This is a genomic window from Trichocoleus desertorum ATA4-8-CV12 (assembly GCA_019358975.1).
GTDB lineage: Bacteria > Cyanobacteriota > Cyanobacteriia > FACHB-46 > FACHB-46 > Trichocoleus > Trichocoleus desertorum_A.
In genome coordinates this window covers 1-20,523 of record JAHHIL010000028.1, presented here as the reverse complement: position 1 = coordinate 20,523, position 20,523 = coordinate 1, and the positions used below count along the sequence as shown (strand labels likewise).

The window sequence follows — 20,523 nt, the reverse complement described above, 5'->3', positions numbered from 1 at the left end:
TGTAGAATGGCACGAGTTCATAACCATTCTGAGCTAATGGAGGGAAGACTATTCCGTGAGATTTCCTGATAATGGTTTCCATTGTGTTGTTATCGTTCATCTACCGATAGGACGGGTGTACCAGGTTCGTAACCATTTTTAAGCTAGATTTCTAGCGTGATTTAGCTTCTGGAATGGAAAGACCTTCTACCAAGCGCTGCGGGTGCGTCCTAAAGTAGCTCTCTGAAAAATGAAAAGCCAGTTAGTGCTAGGAGGAAGGATAACCACAAAGAAAAAGCCTCATCCAATTCGCAGTTGGACAAGGCCTCTAAGACTTTTATCGATTAAGCGATTGCAAAGACACATTAATCTCACAGGCATAGAAAAGGTGTGCTTGTGGATTAGCTATGTAGCTATAGCAATGTCATGCCGTTAAAGGCATAAGTTTTATTATTGCTATTTTATGAGGAGTTTCGTACTGGTAGCAAGCCTGTTACGAGACACTCTTGCTGCTGCATGGCATTTTTCGCGCGAATCCTTACAGCGAGGGGCGATAAGCCATGTTTCAACTCTATAAGCAAGGTAAAAAATCTTTTCAATTTCTACAGCTAAGGGTTGCTATTCCAGCGGGAATCAGACTAACGAAAGAGGGAGGGGCTGTATGACGTTCCTAGTCTCTCTTCCTTCAACTCACCGAGATGAGTTTGCGCAGCAAATCCAACAAGAATTTGTAGAAGGTAGCGCGATCGCGCCCTGCCTGTACCAAGTTGCAACCCGATTGGTTGGCGATACTGAATCGCTCCCGGGTGGTGAGGTTACCTATCCCATCCACGAAGCGTTGAATTGGCATGTGACTCGCTTTGGGTATCAGGCCCGTACCAATCTGTATGCCGTTCTACTCATCAATGAAGATGGTTCCTGCTGGCAGGCAAAACTGAGTCATCCCCGGCACAATAGCAAAGGTAAAATTCAGAAGTACGAAACTCCTGTCGGCAATGGTTCCCGCGCCTATCTCCCCCCGGTCCCACCTGAAATTCGACAGTTAATCGGTCGGCGCTATGGCGTAGAAATTCCTCTGTTTGGCTCCTTCTGGGATTGGGTTGAGGCACACCCTGAAATTCCCCTGGTGCCGACTGAAGGGGGTAAAAAGGCGCTCTCGCTACTGAGTCAGGGTTTCGTGCCCTTGGCGTTCTACGGGGTCAACGGCGGTTATCAAAGGTTACTCGATGGCACTCGACGGTTGATTCCCGATGCTGCAAGATTTGCTATCCCGGATCGCCGCTTCGTTTTGGCGTTTGACCAGGACGAAAAGGAAGCGACCCAACAACGAGTGTCCGTGGCCCTGTATCGCTTGGGAGGATTGCTAGGTCAAGCAGGCAACTTAGTCAGTGTCGCAACGTGGAAAGCGGCTCAAGGCAAAGGGGTCGATGATTTGATGGTGCGCTGTGGCGCTGCCGCTTGGCAGAGTGCTTACGACCAGGCACTGCCTTTGCAGCACTGGTTGATCTGGCAACGCTTAGAGCATCGGTTGACCTATCCCGCCGCAGTTAAAGTCACCACCGCTGACCTGTCCACTCTCGTCCTCAACCATCTTCCTGACAGCGGCATTGTGGCGATCGCGAGTGCCAAAGGCACTGGGAAAACCAAACAAATTCAGGCACTACTCCAAGATTCTGAAAAAGCGATCGCGGGAGGGCACCGCATCGCACTGATGCGCAACCTGTCCGCTCGCTTGGGACTGGACTACAAAGGGGATCTCGATAAGGTCAAGGGAGAGTTTATCAATGGAGCCGGTTACACCCTGCGAGTCGGACTGTGTGTGGACTCCTTACTCAGCATTGATCCCAACAAGTTCAGCGAATGTGATCTCATCCTCGATGAAGTGGTGCAGGTCATCCGCCACCTGCTGACGAGTTCGACCTGTGCCAAGGATGGCAAACGTCCGGTGCTGCTATCACGGTTACGCGAACTGATTCGAGTAGCTCGTCGCGTCATTGTGGCTGACGCCGATCTTGACAACGCGACTCTGCATTACCTGAAAGAGTTGCGAGGCGATGACACCCCCATTTTCTTAATCCGCAACGCCTACCAGTCCGCAGGCTACCCCGTGCGCTTTATTCGCTCCCCCGATCGCAGCGCCATTACTGGAAAACTGCTAGCAGAGATGCAATCCTTGGCACGCGGCAAAGTTCTCTTCGTCGCCACTGATAGTAAGGGAACCAGTAAGGCGATCGCCCGCCTGATTGGCCAAGAGGCTCCCCACCAGCGCTTGTTGCTCGTCAACTCCGAAACCAGCGGCGGGGATTGCGAACGCGAATTTATTCAAACTCCAGACGTGGTGCTGCAACGAGGTGAATATGACCTGATTATTTGTTCTCCCTCGGTGGCGACGGGAGTCAGCATTGAAGCTCAAAGCATCATCTCCAAGGTCTACGGCATTTTTACCGGAACCTCCAGCACCGACGCAGATATGGCCCAGGCCCTGGGTCGAGTTCGAGAACCGGTTGAGCGCCTCGTCTGGTGTGCCCAGCGAGGTAGCAACTTCTCGAAGGTGAGTCGTTCCCCCAATATCCTGGAGCTCAAAGACCATCTCCAGCAACGCACTACGGCCACCATTCAACTGATTCGTTCCAGCTTGAAAGAAGATGTCACCGGGGAAGTCACTCACTACGACTGGCAGAGTGATCCCCATCTCAACCTGTTTTGCCGGATTGCTGCTGAACAGAACTTCGCCATGTATCACTTGAGGGATGCCCTACTAGTACGACTGCGATTTGAAGGTAATCAAGTGAGCATCGAAGATCGGGAAAACAACTCAGCGATGAAAGCGCTGCTGGCGATCGCTCGCCAAGAACAGCAGGAGGTAGATGCGGAGGCGATGTTAAATGCAGAAGACCTCAGGTTCAGCGAAATTCTCATGTTGGAGCAAAGGGAGGGACTGGGGCGAGAAGAATCGTTAGCAGTCGCCAAGTTTTACTTCAAAGAGTTCTACTGCCTCGATTGCCTCACCTTAGAAGATGTGTTGTGGGACAAAGAAGGCAGACGGCGGGGAGAGCTGCTCAACCTGGAGATGCAACTGTTTCCAGGCGTGGCCAGCGATCGCAGTGCTAAAGCATTGGAGAAGCAGGCGACCTGGAACCAGGGGTATTGCCCTTGGGATATTTCCGGCTCCGAACTGCGGCGTTGGCTGCGCTCAAACATTGGCATGGATGAACTCATTGCCAAGATGCGCTCTGGTTGGCAGTGGTGCAAGTACGACTTGAAACCCTACGCCGATCGCGCCCGAGAACTGACAGCACCAATCAAAGTCGCACTCCACTACACCATTACCAGCGCGATGAGTGACACTCAGATCATTCACCAGCTCCTCTCCCAAATAGGTATTAAGTTAACCATGCATTGGTCTCGAACTCATCCCGGCTATGAGAGGGAGAAACTCAGGGTGTACAGTCTGGATCTGGCTCATTGGCAGCAGGTGTGGGGGATTCTGCAACGTCGGCAGGAGAAACGGCAGCAACTTCAGCAGCGTTTAGAGATAGAGCCAGAGGTTGGATCACCTGTCCGGTTTAAGATTGAATCTCCTGCGGGTGATCCAGGCGGAGAGCCTACAACTGAGTCAGATTCCTGGCTCAATGAAGCGGTCTCAAGTGATATGAGGGAGAGCTTAGAAGCCTATGGGACTGACTCTAGAGGATCGGAAGTTAAAGACTGACCCTCCCGCGAAGTGGACATTACTCATTAGCTCTCTCCTTTGGTAATGCTGGCACTACAATCAATTTCCCCGTTGCCAAAATAGGCGAACCAGCGTGCGTCCCAAGCTTCCCCATCCATACAGTCGTACTGCTTAGCGAGTACGTTCTCATCCCTCCTGGACTGGCAGTTGAGCAATTGGAGCTCATGGGTGATTGGCGATCAAAGCAATCTCGCCTCCGACTGATTGGAGCTGAGCTATCCGGTAACAGAAGGCAAGTGCGCGGCATCACGCGACAAGGGTGTGGCAAGAAGGCGTTAGGTATGGCGCAAAATCAAGTTGTTGCGGTCGTGTCTTGGGGTAGCGATCCCAACCAAGGTGGGACATCAGCTTGACTAAATGAAGACGGGTGGAAGGCGATCGCTCTGCGGATAAAACTGGAAATTGTGTTTGCCAATGGAGGAGTGTTTGTAGACCTCTATAACCTCAGTTTTAGGATTCAAGCGGTCAACACTCAACAGGGAGACGGGTCAGCAGGCAGCAGTCATGGGGTGCTCTTGCAGGGGGAAAAGATGTTAATGGAGCGAGCGTTCACGAATTCTGGTCGCTTGTGGGTCAGCGGCAAGCACCCCAGAGGCGGCGAGTGGATTGGGACCCCAAAGATTTGATTGATGTAGAAGAGGCGCGATCGCGACAGGGCTGAACTAAGCTGCCAGTAGTCCTAGAATAAACTTGTGAAGGATGCCATTTGTACTTTTGTACTACCCATAACACTCCTAACCGCACAGCTAGGGGTTTTTTAATTCACACAAACTGCGTCAAGAGTGCGTCAGAAGTGCGTCAAAAATCAATCGTAGAAGTCGATGAAGCCGAATTAATGGCTCCTAAGGACTAGAAGTGCGTCAAGAGTGCGTCAGAAGTGCGTCAAAGTTGAGCTGCGACGAAAATTGCTGCAATGGATATGGGGTAGATCGACTCAGTGTCGCGCTCACGCGACAGGGATGCCGCAGTCACGCGACCGTCACGCGACGAGAGGCGTTAGGTATGGCGCAAAAAGAACCTGTCGCAGTCCCGCTTTGGGGAACACCTGCTCCAAGGTGCGGCAAATGTTTGGTAAAAAGTGCGGCAGTTACGCGACAAAGTATGGCAAGAAGGCGTTAGGTATGGCACAAGACTAAACCGCCGTCGGGCTTTTGGGGAAGCGATCGCCAAACAAGAACGGCATCATCAATCTTGTGCCTACAGACTGAGTCAGGGACTTTGGGAAATTCAGATCATTGGCTAAGTAAAGACTGATGGAAGGCGATCGGAATGCAGATAAAACTGAAGGAAATTGCGTTTGCTAATGGGGCAGGGGCAGTGTTCGCAGACAGCAATTCTCATTTTGAAACATTTGTACTGAAATAAGTGCCCCCACCAGCTTTCTCACTCAATTTCTTGAACTGCAGAATGCGGGTTTCAGGCACTAGAAGCAATTGAATTCAGAAGCTTGGGTGAGAATCATTCTCATACTGAGAATTGCTGGGGAAATTCTAGAAGACTTGTCAACACTCTAGGAGAGCTTTACTATCAGGAGGAATGACTCGCCACTGCGAGGCTTCCACAAATTGACGGCCACAATCATAGCAATGCTACTCTTTTGCTTGGACTCAATGGGACAAATTTCCCCAACAAGCCGAGGGCTGTGAAAGGGCGTGATCATAACCCTGCGATCGCACGTTGGCACAAGCCATCACCCATCAACACCCAGCGGCACTCATTGGCACAGTTTGCCACACTGAGAAAGTTGCGGCAGTGGTAATCCAATCATGTAGGGCACCATTTAGCACCTTCTGTCACAATCTGCGGCTATTGTGCCGATGCCATACCTTGGTTGGCGATCGCTTCCAAACAAGCCACGACGGCAGTTAAGTTCTTGAGCCATACCTAACGCCTTCTTGCCATACTTTGTTGCGTAACTACGACAGCGATCGCTACTGCTCCACGTAAATCAAATCTTTTGGGTCCAAATCCACTCGTTCGTCTCTGGGATTTTTGCCGCTGACCCATAACCGACCAGCATTCGTGAACACTCGCTCAACTGCCATCTCTTCTCCCTGCAAGAGCGTTCCTGGGTTGCTTCCCGCTGACCCGCTCGCCTGCTGTGTGTTGACGACTGCTTGAACCCTAAAACCGAGGTTGTAGAGGTCTACGCACACTGACCCATTAGCAAACGTAATTTCCTTCAGTTTTATCCGCATGACGATCGCCTTCCATCCATCCTCATGTAGCCAATGGTCTGGATTTTTTCCAGTCCATGATTCAGTCTGTAGGCGTAAGATTGCTACTGCCTACCCTAGCGATCGAACTTCTTGATTTTTGGGTTTGCGAGGAGGTGTTATAGCTTTTTTAGAAACATTGCCGAAAATGAATAGTGGTGCATTTTTTGTAATACGCCTCAAACGATTGAGGCGTCAAGCCATGATAAACCAAATAATGCTGAAGTTAGTCATTTTCGGTAATGCTATAGCATTAGCGGTGAAGTTGTGCAGCGACCGATAAACTCTGCTCTGTCGGCACCAACGCAAAGTTAGGGCTGCTTGACTACCACTATAAAAGCTTTTCCATAAAAATATTGCATAGACTATCGTTATATCTCTCGATTGAGTAGAAGCCAAGTCTTTTGTAGAGTTTGAGTGCCTGTAGTTGGCGCTCCTCGTTCACGAGGTCTAGTCTCACCTTTCGATGACCTGCCTGCCTAGCAAAATCAAGAAGCCTTTGAGCCATGTTCCAGCCCCATCTTTGTCCTCGATACTCTTTGAGAAACCACATACGCTTAAGTTCGCAAACTTCATTATCAAGTTTTCGGATTGCTCCAGTCCCTACAACGTGCTCGTTGTCCACCAAGACCAAGAACACACCACCATTGTCGAAATAGTGCAAGCGCATATGCTCAATATCGGACATAGAATCATAGCGATTCAACTCCTCCTCGGTCACGATATCTCGCCAAACCTCTAAGCAAACTGTCGTGACGATTTGCTTGGCTTGTTCAATTTGACGTTGCTGGAGCGGTTTGATCTCAATCACTGGAATTGCCGTACGTATCAATAAATTCGCAGAACTGGACTTGGCAACAACTTTATCTTTTTTACACCACCAAGAGCTAAATAGAACTTAACCTGAAACACCAACAGATGGACTTCAATTTACTGCCCCACTGATACCTAGAAGCAGCCCACCATCTGGCATGAACTGACAGACTCAAGACCGCGAAGTGCAATCACCGCCAGGTAACCTCTCGTATCTATTCAGATCACAGTCGCTTGTCTGGCGGCGGAGCGCGATTCCTAAATGAAGGTTCTGGTGCGTTTAAATAAAGTGCTCGAGACCATTTAGCTTCTCACCCACAGGGACAAAGTTCCAACCCAGCGCGTTAGCTGCCAACTTGTCCCACTCGCCGTCGCCGTAGTATGTAATTGAATCAAACGGCGCGGTGAGTTGCTTGAACGCATGGGTCATGATTGCGACTTTGTCAATGTGATCGTTGCACGATGCTAAGGGTATCCCATCCACTGGAAACTGCGATGATCTCAATTTTATCCGAGCAGATGCGAACCATCCGGCAGTGGCATAGGCTATTTGGCAGGCTCTTGAGCTCGCTAGTTTACTAACGAAGTCCTTTGCGCCTGGTACCTCCATGATCGGCCCATGCTTCTCAATGTGCCTAGAAATTCTAGCGACAAATGCCTCCTCAACGGCACGCAGCACACCAGCGGTATTCCCGATGTTATTGTCACCAAGAATTTCAAGGAGGGTTCCAGAACCAGAGACGTTTTTATAGTGGCTCCATGATTTTCTGAATTGCACAGATCCCAGTACATCGTGAATGGCGGAGGTGTACGTTTCGTCATCGAGTTTACTGGAGTGAAGGAGAGTGCCGTCAATGTCGAAGATGACTGCGCGCATGGGTAAAGCCTCCTAACATCTCAAATCAGCGGTAGCAAGTAGCTTTGAATCCAGCATAAAAGTTTCAGATGTCCGCTGCAACCGACTGGTTATGCCGTGGCTAGGACAACCACTGTCTAACCTCTTCCGCAATATCTGCAAATACCTTGACTACATCTTGCACCTTGTGATCTGAATGTCCCATCCCTGCTTTTGTAGTAACAGTCGCTTTTGTTCAACTTCCTGGAGCAGCAGGGCAACAACAATCCTATCCATTGCCGCATCTTTCTTTACAAATAGAATAATTATTAAAACGCTGATGTAGTGGATATTTAAGCGATTGCCCTCTTGCAACTGCCCTTTTTCACAAACCTTTTGGTAGTTATCCTTTTTGTGAAGAAAGATGTGACAATGCATAGCATTCAACCCCCTTCTATCACCAATAGGAGTTTCTTAAAGCGATCGCTTAATCTCTTCGACTAACGAAAAACACCGTGACTCTTTGTCATCAAAACCTTGTACTTTACTTAAATTCGCGATCGTTCAAAGGGCAGATGGAAGAGGGTGAAACGGGAGGGTGACATAGTAGCGGGCAGCTCCTCGGTTCTGCAAGTCGCCTTCGCGGGCAATGTGCAGAATACAAAAGCCATCTTGGAGCACTGCTTGAGTCAAGTCTTGAAGCTGTGATTGGCTGTGGCGGGCTGTCATAGAAATTGCGATCGCAGACAAAACTTCTCGATTCTAAGCAGCTCCGATTTTTTCGTGGCGAAGGGTTACAAATGTTCGTCATGGGGCCAAAGCGGAGCTGCTTAGAGTTCTGCCTTGGCCCAGAGGGCGCTGATTACCAAGGCAACACCTCTCCATTGGCGTGCCAAAACGTGCCCGTATTCTTCAAGGCCAACTGATCAATCCGGGTCAACAAACCTTGCACAGATTCCTCTGGTGTGATGCCACCTGCCGTAAAATTAGTCATGCGAGTTTGCACTAAACCAGGATGCAGAATCGCGACGGCAATGCCACGGGGTCTGAGATCGTGAGCTAAAGATTTTCCTGCCATCGATAACGCCACCTTCGACATGCGATAGCCATAGGAACTACCCGAAGTATTATCTGCGATCGATCCCATGCGGCTGGTCATCAACACAACTTTGGAGCCTGCTGGGAGCTGGGGCAGTAGTGCATGGGTCACCCGTAGAGCACCGAGCGCATTCACCTCAAACTGTTCTCGGATGCAGTCGAAGTCTAGCTGTTCCAGGGTGACGCGCTTGATGATGCCTGCATTGTTAATCAAAACATCAATGTCCCGATCGCCCAAGCGCTTTCGTAAGTCTGACACGGAAGTATCTGAGGTAATATCGATTCCCGCTTCAACCTGTATTCCTAGCTGCTGCAATGCCTCCGAGGCCGTACGACAGACAGCAATGACGGTTTCACCCCGTGCTTGTAGTTGCCGACAGTACTCGTAACCAATTCCCCGATTTGCCCCTGTGACGATATAGGTTGCCATGTGAACTCCGATCGCATTATTTGAGAGAGATGCGTAGAAACTACTCATAGACTTGCTGAGAGTAGTGACCATCTTTAAGCGTAACGCCTACAACCAGACTCCGAAAGCAATCCAGCCATTCTTTCAATGATTACCCTCTCACCTCTTAAAAATTTTGTAGTATCCTATTGACAGATTGTAGTATGTTGTATTATGCTTATAGCATGAGATAAAACGCCGAAAGCAACATCAATGGGAGGTGATGGCAATGGTTCATATTCGATTTGAAGGGCGATCGCTCGACATCGCAGAAAATCAGTTGGGCATTACCGCAGGCATGAATGATGTTGCCGTCAAAGAGCGAGTCTCTCAACATCTCGATGTTCAAGCAAATCGGCTCTCTGCTTATGTGGTCGATCGCCGACCCAGTGGAGATTTAATCATCCTTCCTGAAGCGGTTTACGGCTAAACAATCTTTCTACTTCGTGCCCTAATAGAAGAAGCATACATACTCGCCAAACGGTAAGGCACTTGATTTGAGATCAAGTACTACAGGTTCGATTCCTGTGTATAACACAATTGCTTTTTCAACTTGCACGAGGTGACCTAATTCAATTTGGCAGTGAGGCGATCATTGCCGCGCCCCGATCGCAGAAGCTTACATACTCTCTAACCAAACCAACGGTGCGTATCTGGAGGGATACGCTGCAAGCCTGAGACCGATAGCAGGCACAAATAGTGCTGAGAAGGAATGCTAAATGCTGGGGAAGCTCTTGGTATTTAGCATCCAACAATCAGCCCTGACCTAGCTTCTGCAACTTGCGCGGTAATGCTTTGCCCAATTTGACCAAAATTTTATCTTTTTAACGCGATCGCCGCGCCCCAACGGGAAGAACTTACACACTTGTTTTAAGCACAAGACCTGTGAACTTTGTTCTTCCGACTTGCGCGGTTATTGTTTGCCATGCACTGCGGCGATCGCCTCCTGACTATTAACAAGGAGGATACGACCATGAACAACGCCGAACGAGATCTGCGGCTGGAGATGCTCAACAGCTTGCTCACTACTCCTCACCGCAAACTAGAGCAAGTGGCAGAAATTCATCAATTATTTGTAGAAGTTGACCCGATCTTTTACGGGCATCTGGCAGTCTGGTATCACCGCAATGGTGATGTGCGCGATCACAAAGAAGTATTTGTCGCGCATCTGCTGACTAGCGATTTGACCGAACACCGAGATGCAGGATTCATCATGCTCCAAGAGTTCCCGCCTTATCAAGTGGCACGGGTGGTGGACTTTATGAAGCAACACCGAAATAAGCTCCCTCGTTCTGCTCGGACTGCGGTGCAACGCTATCTGAAGGTGCGGGAAAGCAATTTTGCCCTGTTCGATCGCGCGGCTCTTCGAGGACGAAAGGCAATGAAGCACCTGTATGCGTCGCTGCACATCAAGCCTAGTGAGCGGGCGAATGCGATTCTATTCCACGACCAGCCTCCTGTCGGTTCTCTGGCGGATGTGTTGAAGCAGCTTGCCAAGACTACCACTGCAGCAGAACAGGCGCGGTTGATCGTGGAGTTTAATCTGCCCTATGCGATCGCGATCGGTGCAGTTAAGCAACTGACTCCTACGGTTCTGGTGGCGCTGATTAACAGCATGTCTCCCCAGGAAGTGATCAATAACCTCAAATCTCTCAAGGTGAGAGGGGCAATGGATCACCCAGAGGTGAAAGCGTTGATTGATACCAAGCTGGATCAAGCAGCTCAGGGAACACGGGTTGCCGCATATAAGGCACAAGTGGCTGCGGACGCTGTGGAGCTGGATGAAGATACGGTGGCGCGGTTGGAGAAGGTGACCAACGAGCAGGTGAAGCGGCGCGGTACGATTACCCGTCCGACGGCTCTGTTTGTAGACAAATCTGGTTCGATGGAGAATGCGATCGAGCTGGGTAAGCGACTGGCAGCGCTGATCTCTGGTATCACTGAGGCGGATCTGTTTGTCTACGCTTTCGACACCCTTCCTTATCCTGTGGTTGCACAGGGCAAGGAGTTGACTGATTGGGAGCGGGCTTTCCACCACATCAAGGCAGGCAGCAGTACCAGTATTGGTTGTGCGCTGGAGGCCATGCGGAAGAAGCGCCAAATTGTAGACCAAATCATCATCGTCACAGACGAAGGTGAGAATGCTTCTCCTTACTTCCTGGAGGCTTACTTGAGCTACCAGCGCGAGTTTGCAGTGATGCCCAATGTGGTAATTGTCCGAGTTGGAACCCACTACAACTATGTGGAGCAGCAACTGAAGCAGAAGCAACTGCCTGTGGAGACGTTCACGTTTGCAGGAGACTACTACAGCTTGCCCAATCTCGTACCACTGCTGACGCGCCCTTCTCGGCTAGATCTACTGATGGAGATTCTGGACACTGCACTCCCTGTGCGATCGGATAAGTGAGGTTAGAATAGGGCATGGTTCATCATTTTGGTGGACTACTGCCCTTTCTATTCTGAGTGCTGACTTTGGGCAAAGGGGGAATCGCTGATGGTACAAATCCCTGAAAAAACGATCGCGCTGGAGGAGTTTCTGGCTTTACCAGAGACAAAACCAGCGAGTGAATACATTAATGGACAGCTGGTTCAAAAGCCGATGCCGCAGGGAAAGCACAGCAAGCTACAAGGCAAGTTAGTGACAGCCATCAATCAGGTGGTTGAAGATAAGAAAATTGCTTTAGCTTTTCCAGAATTGCGGTGTACGTTTGGCGGCAGATCTATTGTTCCTGATGTTGCTGTGTTTGCCTGGAATCGAATTCCGGTTGATGATAATGGCGACATTGCCAATGTATTTCCAATTTACCCAGACTGGACGATTGAGATTCTGTCTCCAGAACAAAGCCCAACCAAGGTAACGGGTAATATTTTGCACTGTCTAAAGCATGGCTGTCAGATGGGTTGGCTGATTGATCCAGACGAGCGATCGCTTCTCATCTACCCATCAGGACAACAACCCGAACTGCTACAAGAAGCAGATGAAGTTTTACCTGTTCCTAATTTAGTTGCCAACTTGCGGCTAACTGTAAGTGATGTATTCGGTTGGTTGAAACTGTAGGTTAGTATATCCCTTTCATCTGGAGCCGCTGGAAATTTTATACACAGCACGACCTTTGCAATTGGATAGGTGAGGTTAAAATAGAGCATTGCTGATTCACAACTGTTGATCAGCAATGCCTAGTTCATTTCAAATTTCACTGAGCCTTCAAGATATGGAACCATTGCCAGGATTTGATCAAGATGATAGCCTCAGTAGTCATATTGATCCTGGTTTTATTAACCATCGAAAATGCATTTCAATATTTGGAGATGCATTAGTTAATGCATATCACTTTCACGCAGGATCTTCAAATGACTGGTTGGATAAATGGAAAAATAACCATATATTTGTAAATCTCATAATGAGATTTTGTAAGTATGAAGAAATAAAGACATTGCCTGAAGTCTTATGGGAGCATGTCACCTTTGCAAGAGTTGGGTGAGATCAGTCAGGATAGAAGGATTCACTTGCTGCAACCTCTGACATGACTCCTGCTCAAGAACAAGCCCTCCAAGTTCACCTTGAAGCGATTGCTCAAATTCTGTACGACGAAAGTGACCCAGAAGCGATGAAGACGCTCGAAGGCATCGAGCTGACCCTGCGAGAGCAGATTCAATCTCTGCGGGTAGATTCCCCGCCCCTCGGGGCGTAAAATGCCAGGATGAGTGAATATATTCACAAGAGCCATAACGTCACTGTTTTGTTGTATCACTTGGTGTTTCCTGCAAAGTATCGACGGGCTGTGTTTGACGAACAGGTTGATGCAGTCTTACGTGAGGTATGCCTTGAAATCGAGAAGCGTTATGAGATTAAGTTTGTCGAGATTGGGATCGACAAAGCCCATGTGCACTTCTTAATTCAGTCGGTGCCGACGTACAGTGTGACGAAGTTGGTGACGATGCTCAAGAGCCTAACAGCACGCGAGGTATTCAAACGGTGCCCAGGGGTGAAAAAGCAGCTGTGGGGTGGGGAGTTTTGGAGTGACGGGTACTTTGCCAGTACGGTGGGCAAGCATGGGGATGAAGGTATGATTGCCAGGTATGTCAAAAAGCAGGGCAAGGAGTATCTGCAACTGCATCGAGATGAGCAATTAGCCCTCTTTTGATGCTGATACCCCGCTGCTTGCGGCGGGGTAGTTCATTACTTACAGAATACTTAAAGCTTATAATCTACTCTAAATCATAGATGAAATTTTACTTCATAGCAGAATTTTAAGCTCATTGATGTCCTGCCTAATTCTGTTGGCAATAAGAATGACACAGAAGTTTCCATAGTCTCGTTTGTAACATGCTATGGCGTGTCCTCGATTTAGGCGATCGCTTACTCTCATGAGGCGATATTAATAAGGGGTGTCAAGAAGGTGTAGATTGCGGAGGCGAAAGATAATATGCAACTTTTAATAGAAGATTACACCACTAGCATTCTCCGCTCACCGAAAACTGGACGACATATTATTGCTCAGTACGGTGAAGCCTCCGTTGTGGTGTATCAGGCATATCGTCCGGCGATCGCCCATTTTGCCCTTGAGCATGGTTACTTCGGTGGTGAGTTTAGCCTGAATCGCATGAGTTGGATTAAGCCCAACTTTTTATGGATGATGTACCGTTCTGGCTGGGGCACCAAAGCAGGTCAGGAAGTTATTCTGGCAATTCGGATCAAGCAATCGGCGTTTGAAACAATTTTGGCAACCGCTGTCCATTCCAGCTTTTCTCCAGAGGTCTACTCCACTGAAGCCGAGTGGAAACAAGCCGTAGCTCAATCCTCAGTACGGTTGCAGTGGGACCCGGATCATCATCCGTCTGGTGCCAAGCTAGAGCGACGTGCCATCCAATTGGGATTACGGGGTGAAACGCTGGCTCAATACACCCGTGATTGGATTGTGAGTATTGAGGATATCTCCCAATTCGTTCGGGAGCAATATTCATTCGTTCAGACTGGAAATTGGGCGCAACTTATCGTCCCCAGTGAGTCAGTTTATCCTGTTGCTGATCCAGAGATTGCTCGACGGCGCCAGTTATCAACCGTTGAAGCCATACTTTAGAGGCGATGACTGCTTTCTACAAAATAGCGATCGCCCTAGACAATCCGAAATTGCTATTGTAGTATTTGTAGTACAAATAAAATCACTTTAATATCCTGCGTGCCCTAACCTTTAGAGCCTACATACGCAGTCTGAGAGGAACGGTAACGAGCAACTATGACTATCTACTTCTACGTCGAACGCGAAAAGCCCTATGGTTGCTTCTCCAATTTCTCAGCACATGGCTTTATGTTAGATGATCTGTACTGGGCAACGAGCGAACACTATTTTCAAGCTCAGAAGTTTATTGAGACGCCTTATTTAGAGAAGCTAAGACAGACCAAAACTCCTAAAGATGCAGCGAATATGGGGCGCGATCGCTCTCTTCCACTTCGTTCTGATTGGGAGCAAGTGAAAGATGACGTGATGCGAAAAGCAGTTCTGCAAAAGTTTATGGCTCATGCAGACATCCGAGAAATCTTGCTGGCAACGGGGGATGAAGTGTTGGTGGAAAACTCCCCGGTTGATTATTACTGGGGCTGTGGCAAAGATGGCAGCGGCAAAAACAAATTAGGACAAATTTTGATGGAGATCCGAGGTTCTTTGCGCTCCTGACCTTCCCCTAGTGAGAAGCTGAGTCAACATGCCCTTGCACACCAACGGAGTCAGTCATTGACAGGCTTAATCGTCTGTAGCGATCGCAGCGTCTGGTGCTGAGGTGCTCTGAGCGAGAGATTGCTGGAGGCTCCCTTCACCATATCCCAAGTCATACTGGCTGGCTTGTTCAGGATCAATTTCAGGAGGCTGTTTAGAGTGTCCCATCAGTGCATCTGCCCTGCCACGGCTAAACCAGTCTTCTTGATCAACTTGCTTGGGTACATTCTGAGAGTCATCAGCGGTCATCATTACTGTTCTCCAGAATCATGCTTTTGTACTCCAGTGTAGTCATCTTGAGATGATGCACAGCCACCCTAAGACAGATGCCCACAACCGCCATAATGAGGTGTCAATATGCAAGACATCCGCAAGCTCTTAAGCCAGATTGCGAGTGCCGAAGCACAACTACAATCCACTCAGTTTTTGGCACCTTGCGTCAAAGGTGGAAAAGTTCGCACACGGGTAGCAGGTATGATTTACACCTTCACTCCCAAACCCCAAAAGTTCGAGGGATGGGGCATCTTCCAGGCTGTGAATGCACAGACCGCAATGTTGATTGAAGAGGCCGATCTACCTCAAATTGCTGCCTACTTACAGAACTTGCCAACCATTCGTCTACGCTTGGCCTATCGCTTACAGCATCAAACCTGGTTAGCTTATCCAGTCAACGAAGCAGACATGCGCCAGCGGTTCAAAACCATTAAACCTGTACCTGTGCATCTAGTCACCGAAGGAATTGCTTTTGAGCAGATTATCGCTCGTTGGAATGGTAACTCCTGCTGGTTCGAGGAGATCGATCGCCGTGATGATCCTGCGATCGCCGAAACTCTGCAATCCAATCTCAAGCAACTGATTCCTGTTGAAGAGTTGCAGTTTAAGGGCATCACACCCGAAATGCGATCGCTCTACGATCTAGCCACTCAAAGAACTGAAGGCTTTGCTCATCCTCAACGAGATGAAAAACGTCTACGTCAAGCGCTTAAACTAGGTGGTGGTGAACTGCACCAGTTCCAGGATCGGGGGGATTACTGGACAGTCGATTGGACAACATCGGATGGGGTTCGTCATACGAGCGCAATCGCCAAAGATGACCTGACCGTCGTGAGTTCTGGTATTTGCTTAAGCGGACGCGACCACGACTTTGACTTGCAATCGTTAGTGGGTGTAATGGAAGACCGGGAGTGGTGAGATGAGTATCTTTTTTCACGAACAACTCTATCGAAGCGATGCTGTGATGGCAAAGCTAAAGGAGTTTCCTGTCGCTATCTGTGGTGCAGGAGCGTTAGGGGGAAATTTAGCTGAAAACTTGGCTCGTGCTGGGTTTGGTAAGCTCAAGGTGATCGAGCGCGATCGCATTGAAGAACGTAATCTCTCGACTCAGCCTTACTACCGTTCTGATGTGGGTGCATTCAAAGCCAAAATTTTGGCGAATAACTTATATCGGGCGATCGCGACAAAGGTGGAAGTAGAAACCAAAGAGTTGACTGTGGCGAATGTGGTTCAACTACTCAAAGGCAGTCAACTGATTGTGGATGTGTTTGATAACAGTACTTCACGGCGAGCAGTGAAAGATTATGCTGAGCAGACTAAAACTCCTTGCCTCCACGCTGGGCTCGCTGCTGATTACGCTGAAGTGATTTGGAATGATGTTTATCGCGTTCCTTCAGATGTCAATGATGATGTTTGCGATTATTCACTGGCCCGGAATTTGGTCATGCTAACCGTGGCGGTGACCAGTGAAGCGATCGCCTCCTTTGTTGCAATAGGGAAACAACATCATTACACGATTACATTGAAGGATTTGAGTGTTCAATCTCTAAATCTGTAGGCACTGATGGTGACTGGGTTGCTCTCCGTAGGCTGTCACCATCACCCTCATCTTTCGATATTTAACTGCCGACTTGAGAGAAATTCAGCCACCATGCAACTTATCAGGGGCAGCGATCGCTTCAAATCAGAGCAGCCCTAGTGCTTTGAAAGTACGACGAGTCAGTTCTAATCGCTTAGGAGCATCTTCCATTTTAGACATAGCAATGTTAGTGGCAAAGAAATACACATTGTTATTTTGCTCTAAATAACCGACAAACCAACCCACACCGGGGTTAACCTCCGTCACCCAGCCTGTCTTTCCTCGTAAGATATAGTCTGGTGTTTGCTCCACAATCATGATGTCTTTGACCAAGTCAATTGTGCGTTTTGAAAAGGGCAGATCGTTTCGCTCTAACCGTTGAAGAAATTCAATTTCTTGTCTAGGCGTAATTTGCAGAGGGCCGTCTAACCAGAAGTGATCAATTCGGTCAGGTGTGCCAATTTGGCGATTACCATAGTTTGCTTGCGCCACAAATTTTTGCATTCGTTCATGCCCATTGCGACGAGCAAGGACTTGATAGAACCAAACGGTAGAGTCTTTAAAGGCTTGACGGAGATTAGTATCTCGATTCCAAGCAGGGATTTCACGCTGCACACCATCCCAAGTCAGAACGGCAAGATCATCGCGAACTACGCCCGTTTCGAGAGAAATTAGGGCATTGAGAATTTTGAAGGTAGAGGCAGGATAGAACACCGTTGTATTGCGAGTCGGGTTATGTTCGTAAAAGCGATCGCGCTTTTTGTCATAGATGATGATCGAGCCATCTACTCCTAATTCCTTGAAGGCTTTCGCTAGATTTTGCGCTTGGGCAATCGCAGTTTGCTTGGAAGGCGCGATCGCCTGGGTAGCATCTTTTGTGGCAGGCTGAGATTGGACAGATACAGGTGCCAAACTGCACAGGCATAGCAGTAGAAGGCTACCCATCATCAGAGCCAATCGTCTAAACTGCTTGCTGAAAGAGTATTTCATGAACCTCACGATATTCTAATTGTGAAATAGCAGATTGAGCCTGTAGAAATACATTGCAATTGAGAGCGATTCCGGAGAACACTCACATTTTCGTTCCATAACCCTTGCCTAAATCCGTCGCTTCACCAATCCCAATGTCAATGGCGCGAAGATTTGCAGCAATATCTCCCCAGTAATGACTCTCCTCAAGGGTGGGATCAATAATCTGGATAAAGCCGATCGCACGCCCTTCTATCTCAGCAATCAGTTGTTCTCGCCAATCAGGGGTGCGATCGAGTTTCTTTGATTAGTTGATTGCGCTGGGTTCCATGTACATCAGTTCCCAAATGTGACCATCTAAATCCTGAAACCCATGTGCATACATAAATCCGTGGTCCTGAGGTTCATTGTAGGTTGTGCCACCCCTTGCGATCGCCTTGCGAACCATTTCATCAATTTTTTCTCGGCTCTCCGTCGATAAGCACACCAACACTTCAGTACTTTTTGTAGCATCACAAATCGTGTTTGGCGTAAACGTCTTAAACTTCTCATGAGTCAAGAGCATCACGAAGATACTCTCGGAGACAATCATGCACGTAGCAGTTTCATCAGTGAATTGAGGATTGAACTGGAAGCCGAGTTGGGTAAAAAATTCGATCGACTGCTTGAGGTTTTTGACGGGTAAATTGACGAAGATTTGAGTAGTCATGGTTTTTTCGAGTGTGATTTGTTGCAGTTGTATCGGTTGAAAGACGATTCAAGACTCAAGCTACTTGCTCACAGTTGACCATCCACGGCGTACCGAACTGATCAATTAACATGCCAAAACGGACAGACCAGAAGGTTTGAGCGATCGCCATCTTCACTTTGCCGTTTTCTGCTAGAGCGTGAAAAATCCGTTCTGCCTCGGTTGGTTCGGCAACACTAATTTGTACATAGAAGCCTTGTGGGGGTTCAAAATATCCAGGTGGGCTGTCAGATCCCATCAACAAACGATTTTCCGAGGGAGAGGCTCCGCCAACGCCTAAATCGAGACAGGCGTGCATAATTTTGTCCTGCCATTCAGTAGGTACATGTTCTGATGAGGGTGCCTCTTTGTGAGTCATCATCATCCTGATCTTGCCACCCAGACATTGTTGATAGAACTGGAATGCAACTTCACAGTTGCCATTGAACATCAGGTAAGAATTGAGTTCCATTGTTTTCTCCTTTCGTCATCGATTCTGCGTTTGGATGAGCGGATCGTTCGCCCACGAACATCATTGGCGTGGTAGTTGATGTTACTTTTGCTGTTGCGTTTCAAGCTGGGCCCGAATGCGGTCTTCCTGCTCCCTTAATTCGGGTGTCATAGCTTCACCAAAATCCTCTGCCTCGAAGATGGGACGGATCTCAATCTCGGAGTCTCCGGGCATGGGGTTGGGGCAGCGCTTCACCCAGGCGATCGCCTCTTCCATTGAATTCACCTGCCACAGCCAGTACCCTGCCATTAGCTCCTGCGTTGGAAATGGTCCCTGGATAACGGTGCGATCTGTGCCTGAAAAGTGAACTCGTACCCCTCTTAAGCTAGGATGAAGCCCCTCACCAGCGAGCAAGATACCTGCTTTGGCTAATTCTTCGTTGTATTGCCCCATTGCAGTCAAAAGCTGTTCGCTCGGCATGATGCCAGCTTCGGAATCTTGGGTGGCTTTGACAATGACCATGACTTTCATTGTGAAATCTCCTGTTGAGTGGTTTGAACTGGACGGCTATGGGTTTGGTGTGCTGATTACTCACTCGCAGCGACACGCTTAAGTTCATCAATCTCGATTTTCTTCATTTGCAGCATGGCAGCGGTAACCCTTTGGGATATTGCTGCGTCGGGGTGGTTGAGCAGCTCAATCAGAATGCGAGGAATAATTTGCCATGAGACGCCATATTGATCTTTGAGCCAGCCGCATTGCTGTGCAGTTTCATCCCCACCCGCAGACAGTTTTTGCCAGTAATCATCCACTTCCTCCTGGGTGTCGCAAAAGACTTGGAAGGAAATCGCTTTGTTAAATTTGAAGGTTGGGCCTCCATTCAGGGTTGTGAACGGCTGACCGTCTAGTTCAAAGCTAACGGTCATGACGGTTCCAGCGGGTTTTCCGTGAATTTCCTGTCCAGCTTCTGCCTAACGGCTGATGTGAACGATCTTGGAATTGCGAAAAATGGCGGTGTAAAACTGAGCGGCGGCTTCGGCTTGATCGTCAAACCACAAGCAGGGGGTGATCATATGATTATTTTGCATGATGGTTCTCCTCAAGTTCAATGCGCTGGTAATCCCACAATTTCAAGAACAGGACGAATCTCGACCGTGCCAACTCGCGCTCCTGGGATGCGGGTGGCGATCGCGATCGTCTCATCGAGATCCTGAGCATCAATCAGAAAAAATCCACCCAATTGTTCGCGGGTTTCAGCAAACGGTCCATCAGTCACGAGTGATTTACCGTCGCGAACGCGGATACTGGTTGCTGTTGCCACGGGATGGAGTGGAGCGGTCGCCAAATACTGACCCTTGGCGTTGAGTTCCTGTGCGAGTTGGGCGGATTCTACATAGCAATGCTCTCGCTCGGTTTCGCTCAGGGCGTTTTCGTCCATGTAGATCAGCAGCATGTATTTCATTCCGTTGCCTCCTTTGTAGTTAAGTCGAACGGGAATTGCTTAAATCGACACCTCGCCAAAAAGTTTTTTCATTCGGTACGATTGAGCTTTGCCTCCTTCGTAAGTCAGTCGAACGGGAATTGCTCAAATCGACACTTCACCAAAAAGTTTTTTGTCTTTTTAGCTCAGCTATGGCTCCAACCACAAAATCGGATGTTACTCAGGCGATCGCCTCTGTTTATCGGGC

The 20,523-nt window shown here is 48.6% G+C and carries 26 protein-coding genes and 1 pseudogene; 13 read left to right on the top strand and 14 right to left on the bottom strand.

Features of this window, described 5'->3' with window-relative positions:
- Positions 1-640: 640 nt before the first annotated feature.
- From KME12_17900 to KME12_17890, 3 genes are all read left to right on the top strand, one after another.
- Complete coding sequence (locus KME12_17900; protein ID MBW4489660.1) at positions 641-3,691, top strand: DUF3854 domain-containing protein; 3,051 nt, start codon at positions 641-643, stop codon at positions 3,689-3,691.
- Between the two features lie 185 nt (positions 3,692-3,876).
- Positions 3,877-4,065, top strand: a complete 189-nt coding sequence (locus KME12_17895; protein ID MBW4489659.1) for a hypothetical protein — start codon at positions 3,877-3,879, stop codon at positions 4,063-4,065.
- Between the two features lie 725 nt (positions 4,066-4,790).
- Positions 4,791-4,955 carry a hypothetical protein gene (locus KME12_17890; protein ID MBW4489658.1) on the top strand — a complete coding sequence of 55 codons (165 nt, stop codon included), beginning with the start codon at positions 4,791-4,793 and terminating at the stop codon, positions 4,953-4,955.
- A gap of 688 nt (positions 4,956-5,643) precedes the next feature.
- On the opposite strand, the gene KME12_17885 is transcribed toward KME12_17890, so the two are convergent.
- From KME12_17885 to KME12_17860, 6 genes are all read right to left on the bottom strand, one after another.
- Positions 5,644-5,910 (bottom strand): hypothetical protein, encoded by a 267-nt coding sequence (locus tag KME12_17885; GenBank protein MBW4489657.1) that lies wholly within the window; start codon positions 5,908-5,910, stop codon positions 5,644-5,646.
- Positions 5,911-6,259: 349 nt separating this feature from the next.
- Entirely contained in the window at positions 6,260-6,739 is a 480-nt protein-coding gene (locus tag KME12_17880) for a GNAT family N-acetyltransferase (GenBank protein MBW4489656.1), read from the bottom strand.
- A gap of 282 nt (positions 6,740-7,021) precedes the next feature.
- The gene (locus KME12_17875; GenBank protein MBW4489655.1) at positions 7,022-7,618 is read right to left on the bottom strand and encodes an HAD family hydrolase; all 597 of its coding nucleotides are present in this window, start codon (positions 7,616-7,618) and stop codon (positions 7,022-7,024) included.
- Between the two features lie 150 nt (positions 7,619-7,768).
- Positions 7,769-8,014, bottom strand: coding sequence for a hypothetical protein (locus KME12_17870; protein MBW4489654.1), 246 nt, complete (start codon positions 8,012-8,014; stop codon positions 7,769-7,771).
- Between the two features lie 126 nt (positions 8,015-8,140).
- Positions 8,141-8,326 (bottom strand): hypothetical protein, encoded by a 186-nt coding sequence (locus KME12_17865; protein MBW4489653.1) that lies wholly within the window; start codon positions 8,324-8,326, stop codon positions 8,141-8,143.
- A 112-nt stretch (positions 8,327-8,438) separates the two neighbouring features.
- Positions 8,439-9,104 carry an SDR family oxidoreductase gene (locus KME12_17860; GenBank protein MBW4489652.1) on the bottom strand — a complete coding sequence of 222 codons (666 nt, stop codon included), beginning with the start codon at positions 9,102-9,104 and terminating at the stop codon, positions 8,439-8,441.
- Between the two features lie 241 nt (positions 9,105-9,345).
- Here KME12_17860 and KME12_17855 point away from each other — a divergent pair, with 241 nt between their 5' ends.
- From KME12_17855 to KME12_17820, 8 genes are all read left to right on the top strand, one after another.
- Entirely contained in the window at positions 9,346-9,552 is a 207-nt protein-coding gene (locus tag KME12_17855) for a hypothetical protein (GenBank protein ID MBW4489651.1), read from the top strand.
- A gap of 543 nt (positions 9,553-10,095) precedes the next feature.
- Positions 10,096-11,529: a hypothetical protein gene (locus KME12_17850; protein ID MBW4489650.1), complete on the top strand. Its 1,434-nt coding sequence runs from the start codon at positions 10,096-10,098 to the stop codon at positions 11,527-11,529.
- Positions 11,530-11,616: 87 nt separating this feature from the next.
- Complete coding sequence (locus KME12_17845; protein ID MBW4489649.1) at positions 11,617-12,180, top strand: Uma2 family endonuclease; 564 nt, start codon at positions 11,617-11,619, stop codon at positions 12,178-12,180.
- 115 nt (positions 12,181-12,295) lie between these two features.
- The gene (locus tag KME12_17840) at positions 12,296-12,604 is read left to right on the top strand and encodes a hypothetical protein (GenBank protein MBW4489648.1); all 309 of its coding nucleotides are present in this window, start codon (positions 12,296-12,298) and stop codon (positions 12,602-12,604) included.
- Positions 12,605-12,646: 42 nt separating this feature from the next.
- The gene (locus KME12_17835; protein MBW4489647.1) at positions 12,647-12,814 is read left to right on the top strand and encodes a hypothetical protein; all 168 of its coding nucleotides are present in this window, start codon (positions 12,647-12,649) and stop codon (positions 12,812-12,814) included.
- 9 nt (positions 12,815-12,823) lie between these two features.
- Positions 12,824-13,267: an IS200/IS605 family transposase gene (tnpA, locus tag KME12_17830; protein MBW4489646.1), complete on the top strand. Its 444-nt coding sequence runs from the start codon at positions 12,824-12,826 to the stop codon at positions 13,265-13,267.
- A 282-nt stretch (positions 13,268-13,549) separates the two neighbouring features.
- On the top strand, positions 13,550-14,203 hold the full coding sequence (locus KME12_17825; GenBank protein MBW4489645.1) for a DUF4291 domain-containing protein: 654 nt from the start codon (positions 13,550-13,552) through the stop codon (positions 14,201-14,203).
- 156 nt (positions 14,204-14,359) lie between these two features.
- Entirely contained in the window at positions 14,360-14,797 is a 438-nt protein-coding gene (locus KME12_17820) for an NADAR family protein (GenBank protein MBW4489644.1), read from the top strand.
- A 66-nt stretch (positions 14,798-14,863) separates the two neighbouring features.
- Here KME12_17820 and KME12_17815 read toward each other — a convergent pair whose 3' ends face one another.
- A complete protein-coding gene (locus KME12_17815; protein ID MBW4489643.1) occupies positions 14,864-15,088 on the bottom strand; it encodes a hypothetical protein in 225 nt (74 codons plus the stop codon).
- A gap of 105 nt (positions 15,089-15,193) precedes the next feature.
- Here KME12_17815 and KME12_17810 point away from each other — a divergent pair, with 105 nt between their 5' ends.
- Positions 15,194-16,027: a hypothetical protein gene (locus KME12_17810; protein ID MBW4489642.1), complete on the top strand. Its 834-nt coding sequence runs from the start codon at positions 15,194-15,196 to the stop codon at positions 16,025-16,027.
- Between the two features lies 1 nt (position 16,028).
- A complete protein-coding gene (locus KME12_17805; protein MBW4489641.1) occupies positions 16,029-16,667 on the top strand; it encodes a ThiF family adenylyltransferase in 639 nt (212 codons plus the stop codon).
- A 126-nt stretch (positions 16,668-16,793) separates the two neighbouring features.
- Here KME12_17805 and blaOXA read toward each other — a convergent pair whose 3' ends face one another.
- From blaOXA to KME12_17770, 7 genes and pseudogenes are all read right to left on the bottom strand, one after another.
- The gene (gene blaOXA, locus KME12_17800; protein ID MBW4489640.1) at positions 16,794-17,636 is read right to left on the bottom strand and encodes a class D beta-lactamase; all 843 of its coding nucleotides are present in this window, start codon (positions 17,634-17,636) and stop codon (positions 16,794-16,796) included.
- Positions 17,637-17,760: 124 nt separating this feature from the next.
- On the bottom strand, positions 17,761-17,925 hold the full coding sequence (locus KME12_17795) for an acetyltransferase (GenBank protein MBW4489639.1): 165 nt from the start codon (positions 17,923-17,925) through the stop codon (positions 17,761-17,763).
- Positions 17,926-17,964: 39 nt separating this feature from the next.
- A complete protein-coding gene (locus KME12_17790) occupies positions 17,965-18,366 on the bottom strand; it encodes a VOC family protein (GenBank protein ID MBW4489638.1) in 402 nt (133 codons plus the stop codon).
- 55 nt (positions 18,367-18,421) lie between these two features.
- The gene (locus tag KME12_17785; protein MBW4489637.1) at positions 18,422-18,856 is read right to left on the bottom strand and encodes a VOC family protein; all 435 of its coding nucleotides are present in this window, start codon (positions 18,854-18,856) and stop codon (positions 18,422-18,424) included.
- Between the two features lie 81 nt (positions 18,857-18,937).
- Complete coding sequence (locus KME12_17780; protein ID MBW4489636.1) at positions 18,938-19,366, bottom strand: YciI family protein; 429 nt, start codon at positions 19,364-19,366, stop codon at positions 18,938-18,940.
- Between the two features lie 56 nt (positions 19,367-19,422).
- A pseudogene (locus KME12_17775) lies at positions 19,423-19,923 on the bottom strand (VOC family protein).
- 17 nt (positions 19,924-19,940) lie between these two features.
- Complete coding sequence (locus tag KME12_17770; GenBank protein MBW4489635.1) at positions 19,941-20,297, bottom strand: YciI family protein; 357 nt, start codon at positions 20,295-20,297, stop codon at positions 19,941-19,943.
- Positions 20,298-20,523 lie beyond the last annotated feature (226 nt).

Coding starts and splice junctions, on each gene's coding strand:
- KME12_17900 (MBW4489660.1), top strand. CDS start 641: ATGACGTTCCTAGTCTCTCTTCCTTCAACTCACCGAGATGAGTTTGCG.
- KME12_17895 (MBW4489659.1), top strand. CDS start 3,877: ATGGGTGATTGGCGATCAAAGCAATCTCGCCTCCGACTGATTGGAGCT.
- KME12_17885 (MBW4489657.1), bottom strand. CDS start 5,910: ATGCGGATAAAACTGAAGGAAATTACGTTTGCTAATGGGTCAGTGTGC.
- KME12_17875 (MBW4489655.1), bottom strand. CDS start 7,618: ATGCGCGCAGTCATCTTCGACATTGACGGCACTCTCCTTCACTCCAGT.
- KME12_17870 (MBW4489654.1), bottom strand. CDS start 8,014: ATGCATTGTCACATCTTTCTTCACAAAAAGGATAACTACCAAAAGGTT.
- KME12_17860 (MBW4489652.1), bottom strand. CDS start 9,104: ATGGCAACCTATATCGTCACAGGGGCAAATCGGGGAATTGGTTACGAG.
- KME12_17855 (MBW4489651.1), top strand. CDS start 9,346: ATGGCAATGGTTCATATTCGATTTGAAGGGCGATCGCTCGACATCGCA.
- KME12_17850 (MBW4489650.1), top strand. CDS start 10,096: ATGAACAACGCCGAACGAGATCTGCGGCTGGAGATGCTCAACAGCTTG.
- KME12_17845 (MBW4489649.1), top strand. CDS start 11,617: ATGGTACAAATCCCTGAAAAAACGATCGCGCTGGAGGAGTTTCTGGCT.
- KME12_17840 (MBW4489648.1), top strand. CDS start 12,296: ATGCCTAGTTCATTTCAAATTTCACTGAGCCTTCAAGATATGGAACCA.
- KME12_17835 (MBW4489647.1), top strand. CDS start 12,647: ATGACTCCTGCTCAAGAACAAGCCCTCCAAGTTCACCTTGAAGCGATT.
- tnpA (MBW4489646.1), top strand. CDS start 12,824: ATGAGTGAATATATTCACAAGAGCCATAACGTCACTGTTTTGTTGTAT.
- KME12_17825 (MBW4489645.1), top strand. CDS start 13,550: ATGCAACTTTTAATAGAAGATTACACCACTAGCATTCTCCGCTCACCG.
- KME12_17820 (MBW4489644.1), top strand. CDS start 14,360: ATGACTATCTACTTCTACGTCGAACGCGAAAAGCCCTATGGTTGCTTC.
- KME12_17815 (MBW4489643.1), bottom strand. CDS start 15,088: ATGATGACCGCTGATGACTCTCAGAATGTACCCAAGCAAGTTGATCAA.
- KME12_17810 (MBW4489642.1), top strand. CDS start 15,194: ATGCAAGACATCCGCAAGCTCTTAAGCCAGATTGCGAGTGCCGAAGCA.
- KME12_17805 (MBW4489641.1), top strand. CDS start 16,029: ATGAGTATCTTTTTTCACGAACAACTCTATCGAAGCGATGCTGTGATG.
- blaOXA (MBW4489640.1), bottom strand. CDS start 17,636: ATGATGGGTAGCCTTCTACTGCTATGCCTGTGCAGTTTGGCACCTGTA.
- KME12_17790 (MBW4489638.1), bottom strand. CDS start 18,366: ATGACTACTCAAATCTTCGTCAATTTACCCGTCAAAAACCTCAAGCAG.
- KME12_17785 (MBW4489637.1), bottom strand. CDS start 18,856: ATGGAACTCAATTCTTACCTGATGTTCAATGGCAACTGTGAAGTTGCA.
- KME12_17780 (MBW4489636.1), bottom strand. CDS start 19,366: ATGAAAGTCATGGTCATTGTCAAAGCCACCCAAGATTCCGAAGCTGGC.
- KME12_17770 (MBW4489635.1), bottom strand. CDS start 20,297: ATGAAATACATGCTGCTGATCTACATGGACGAAAACGCCCTGAGCGAA.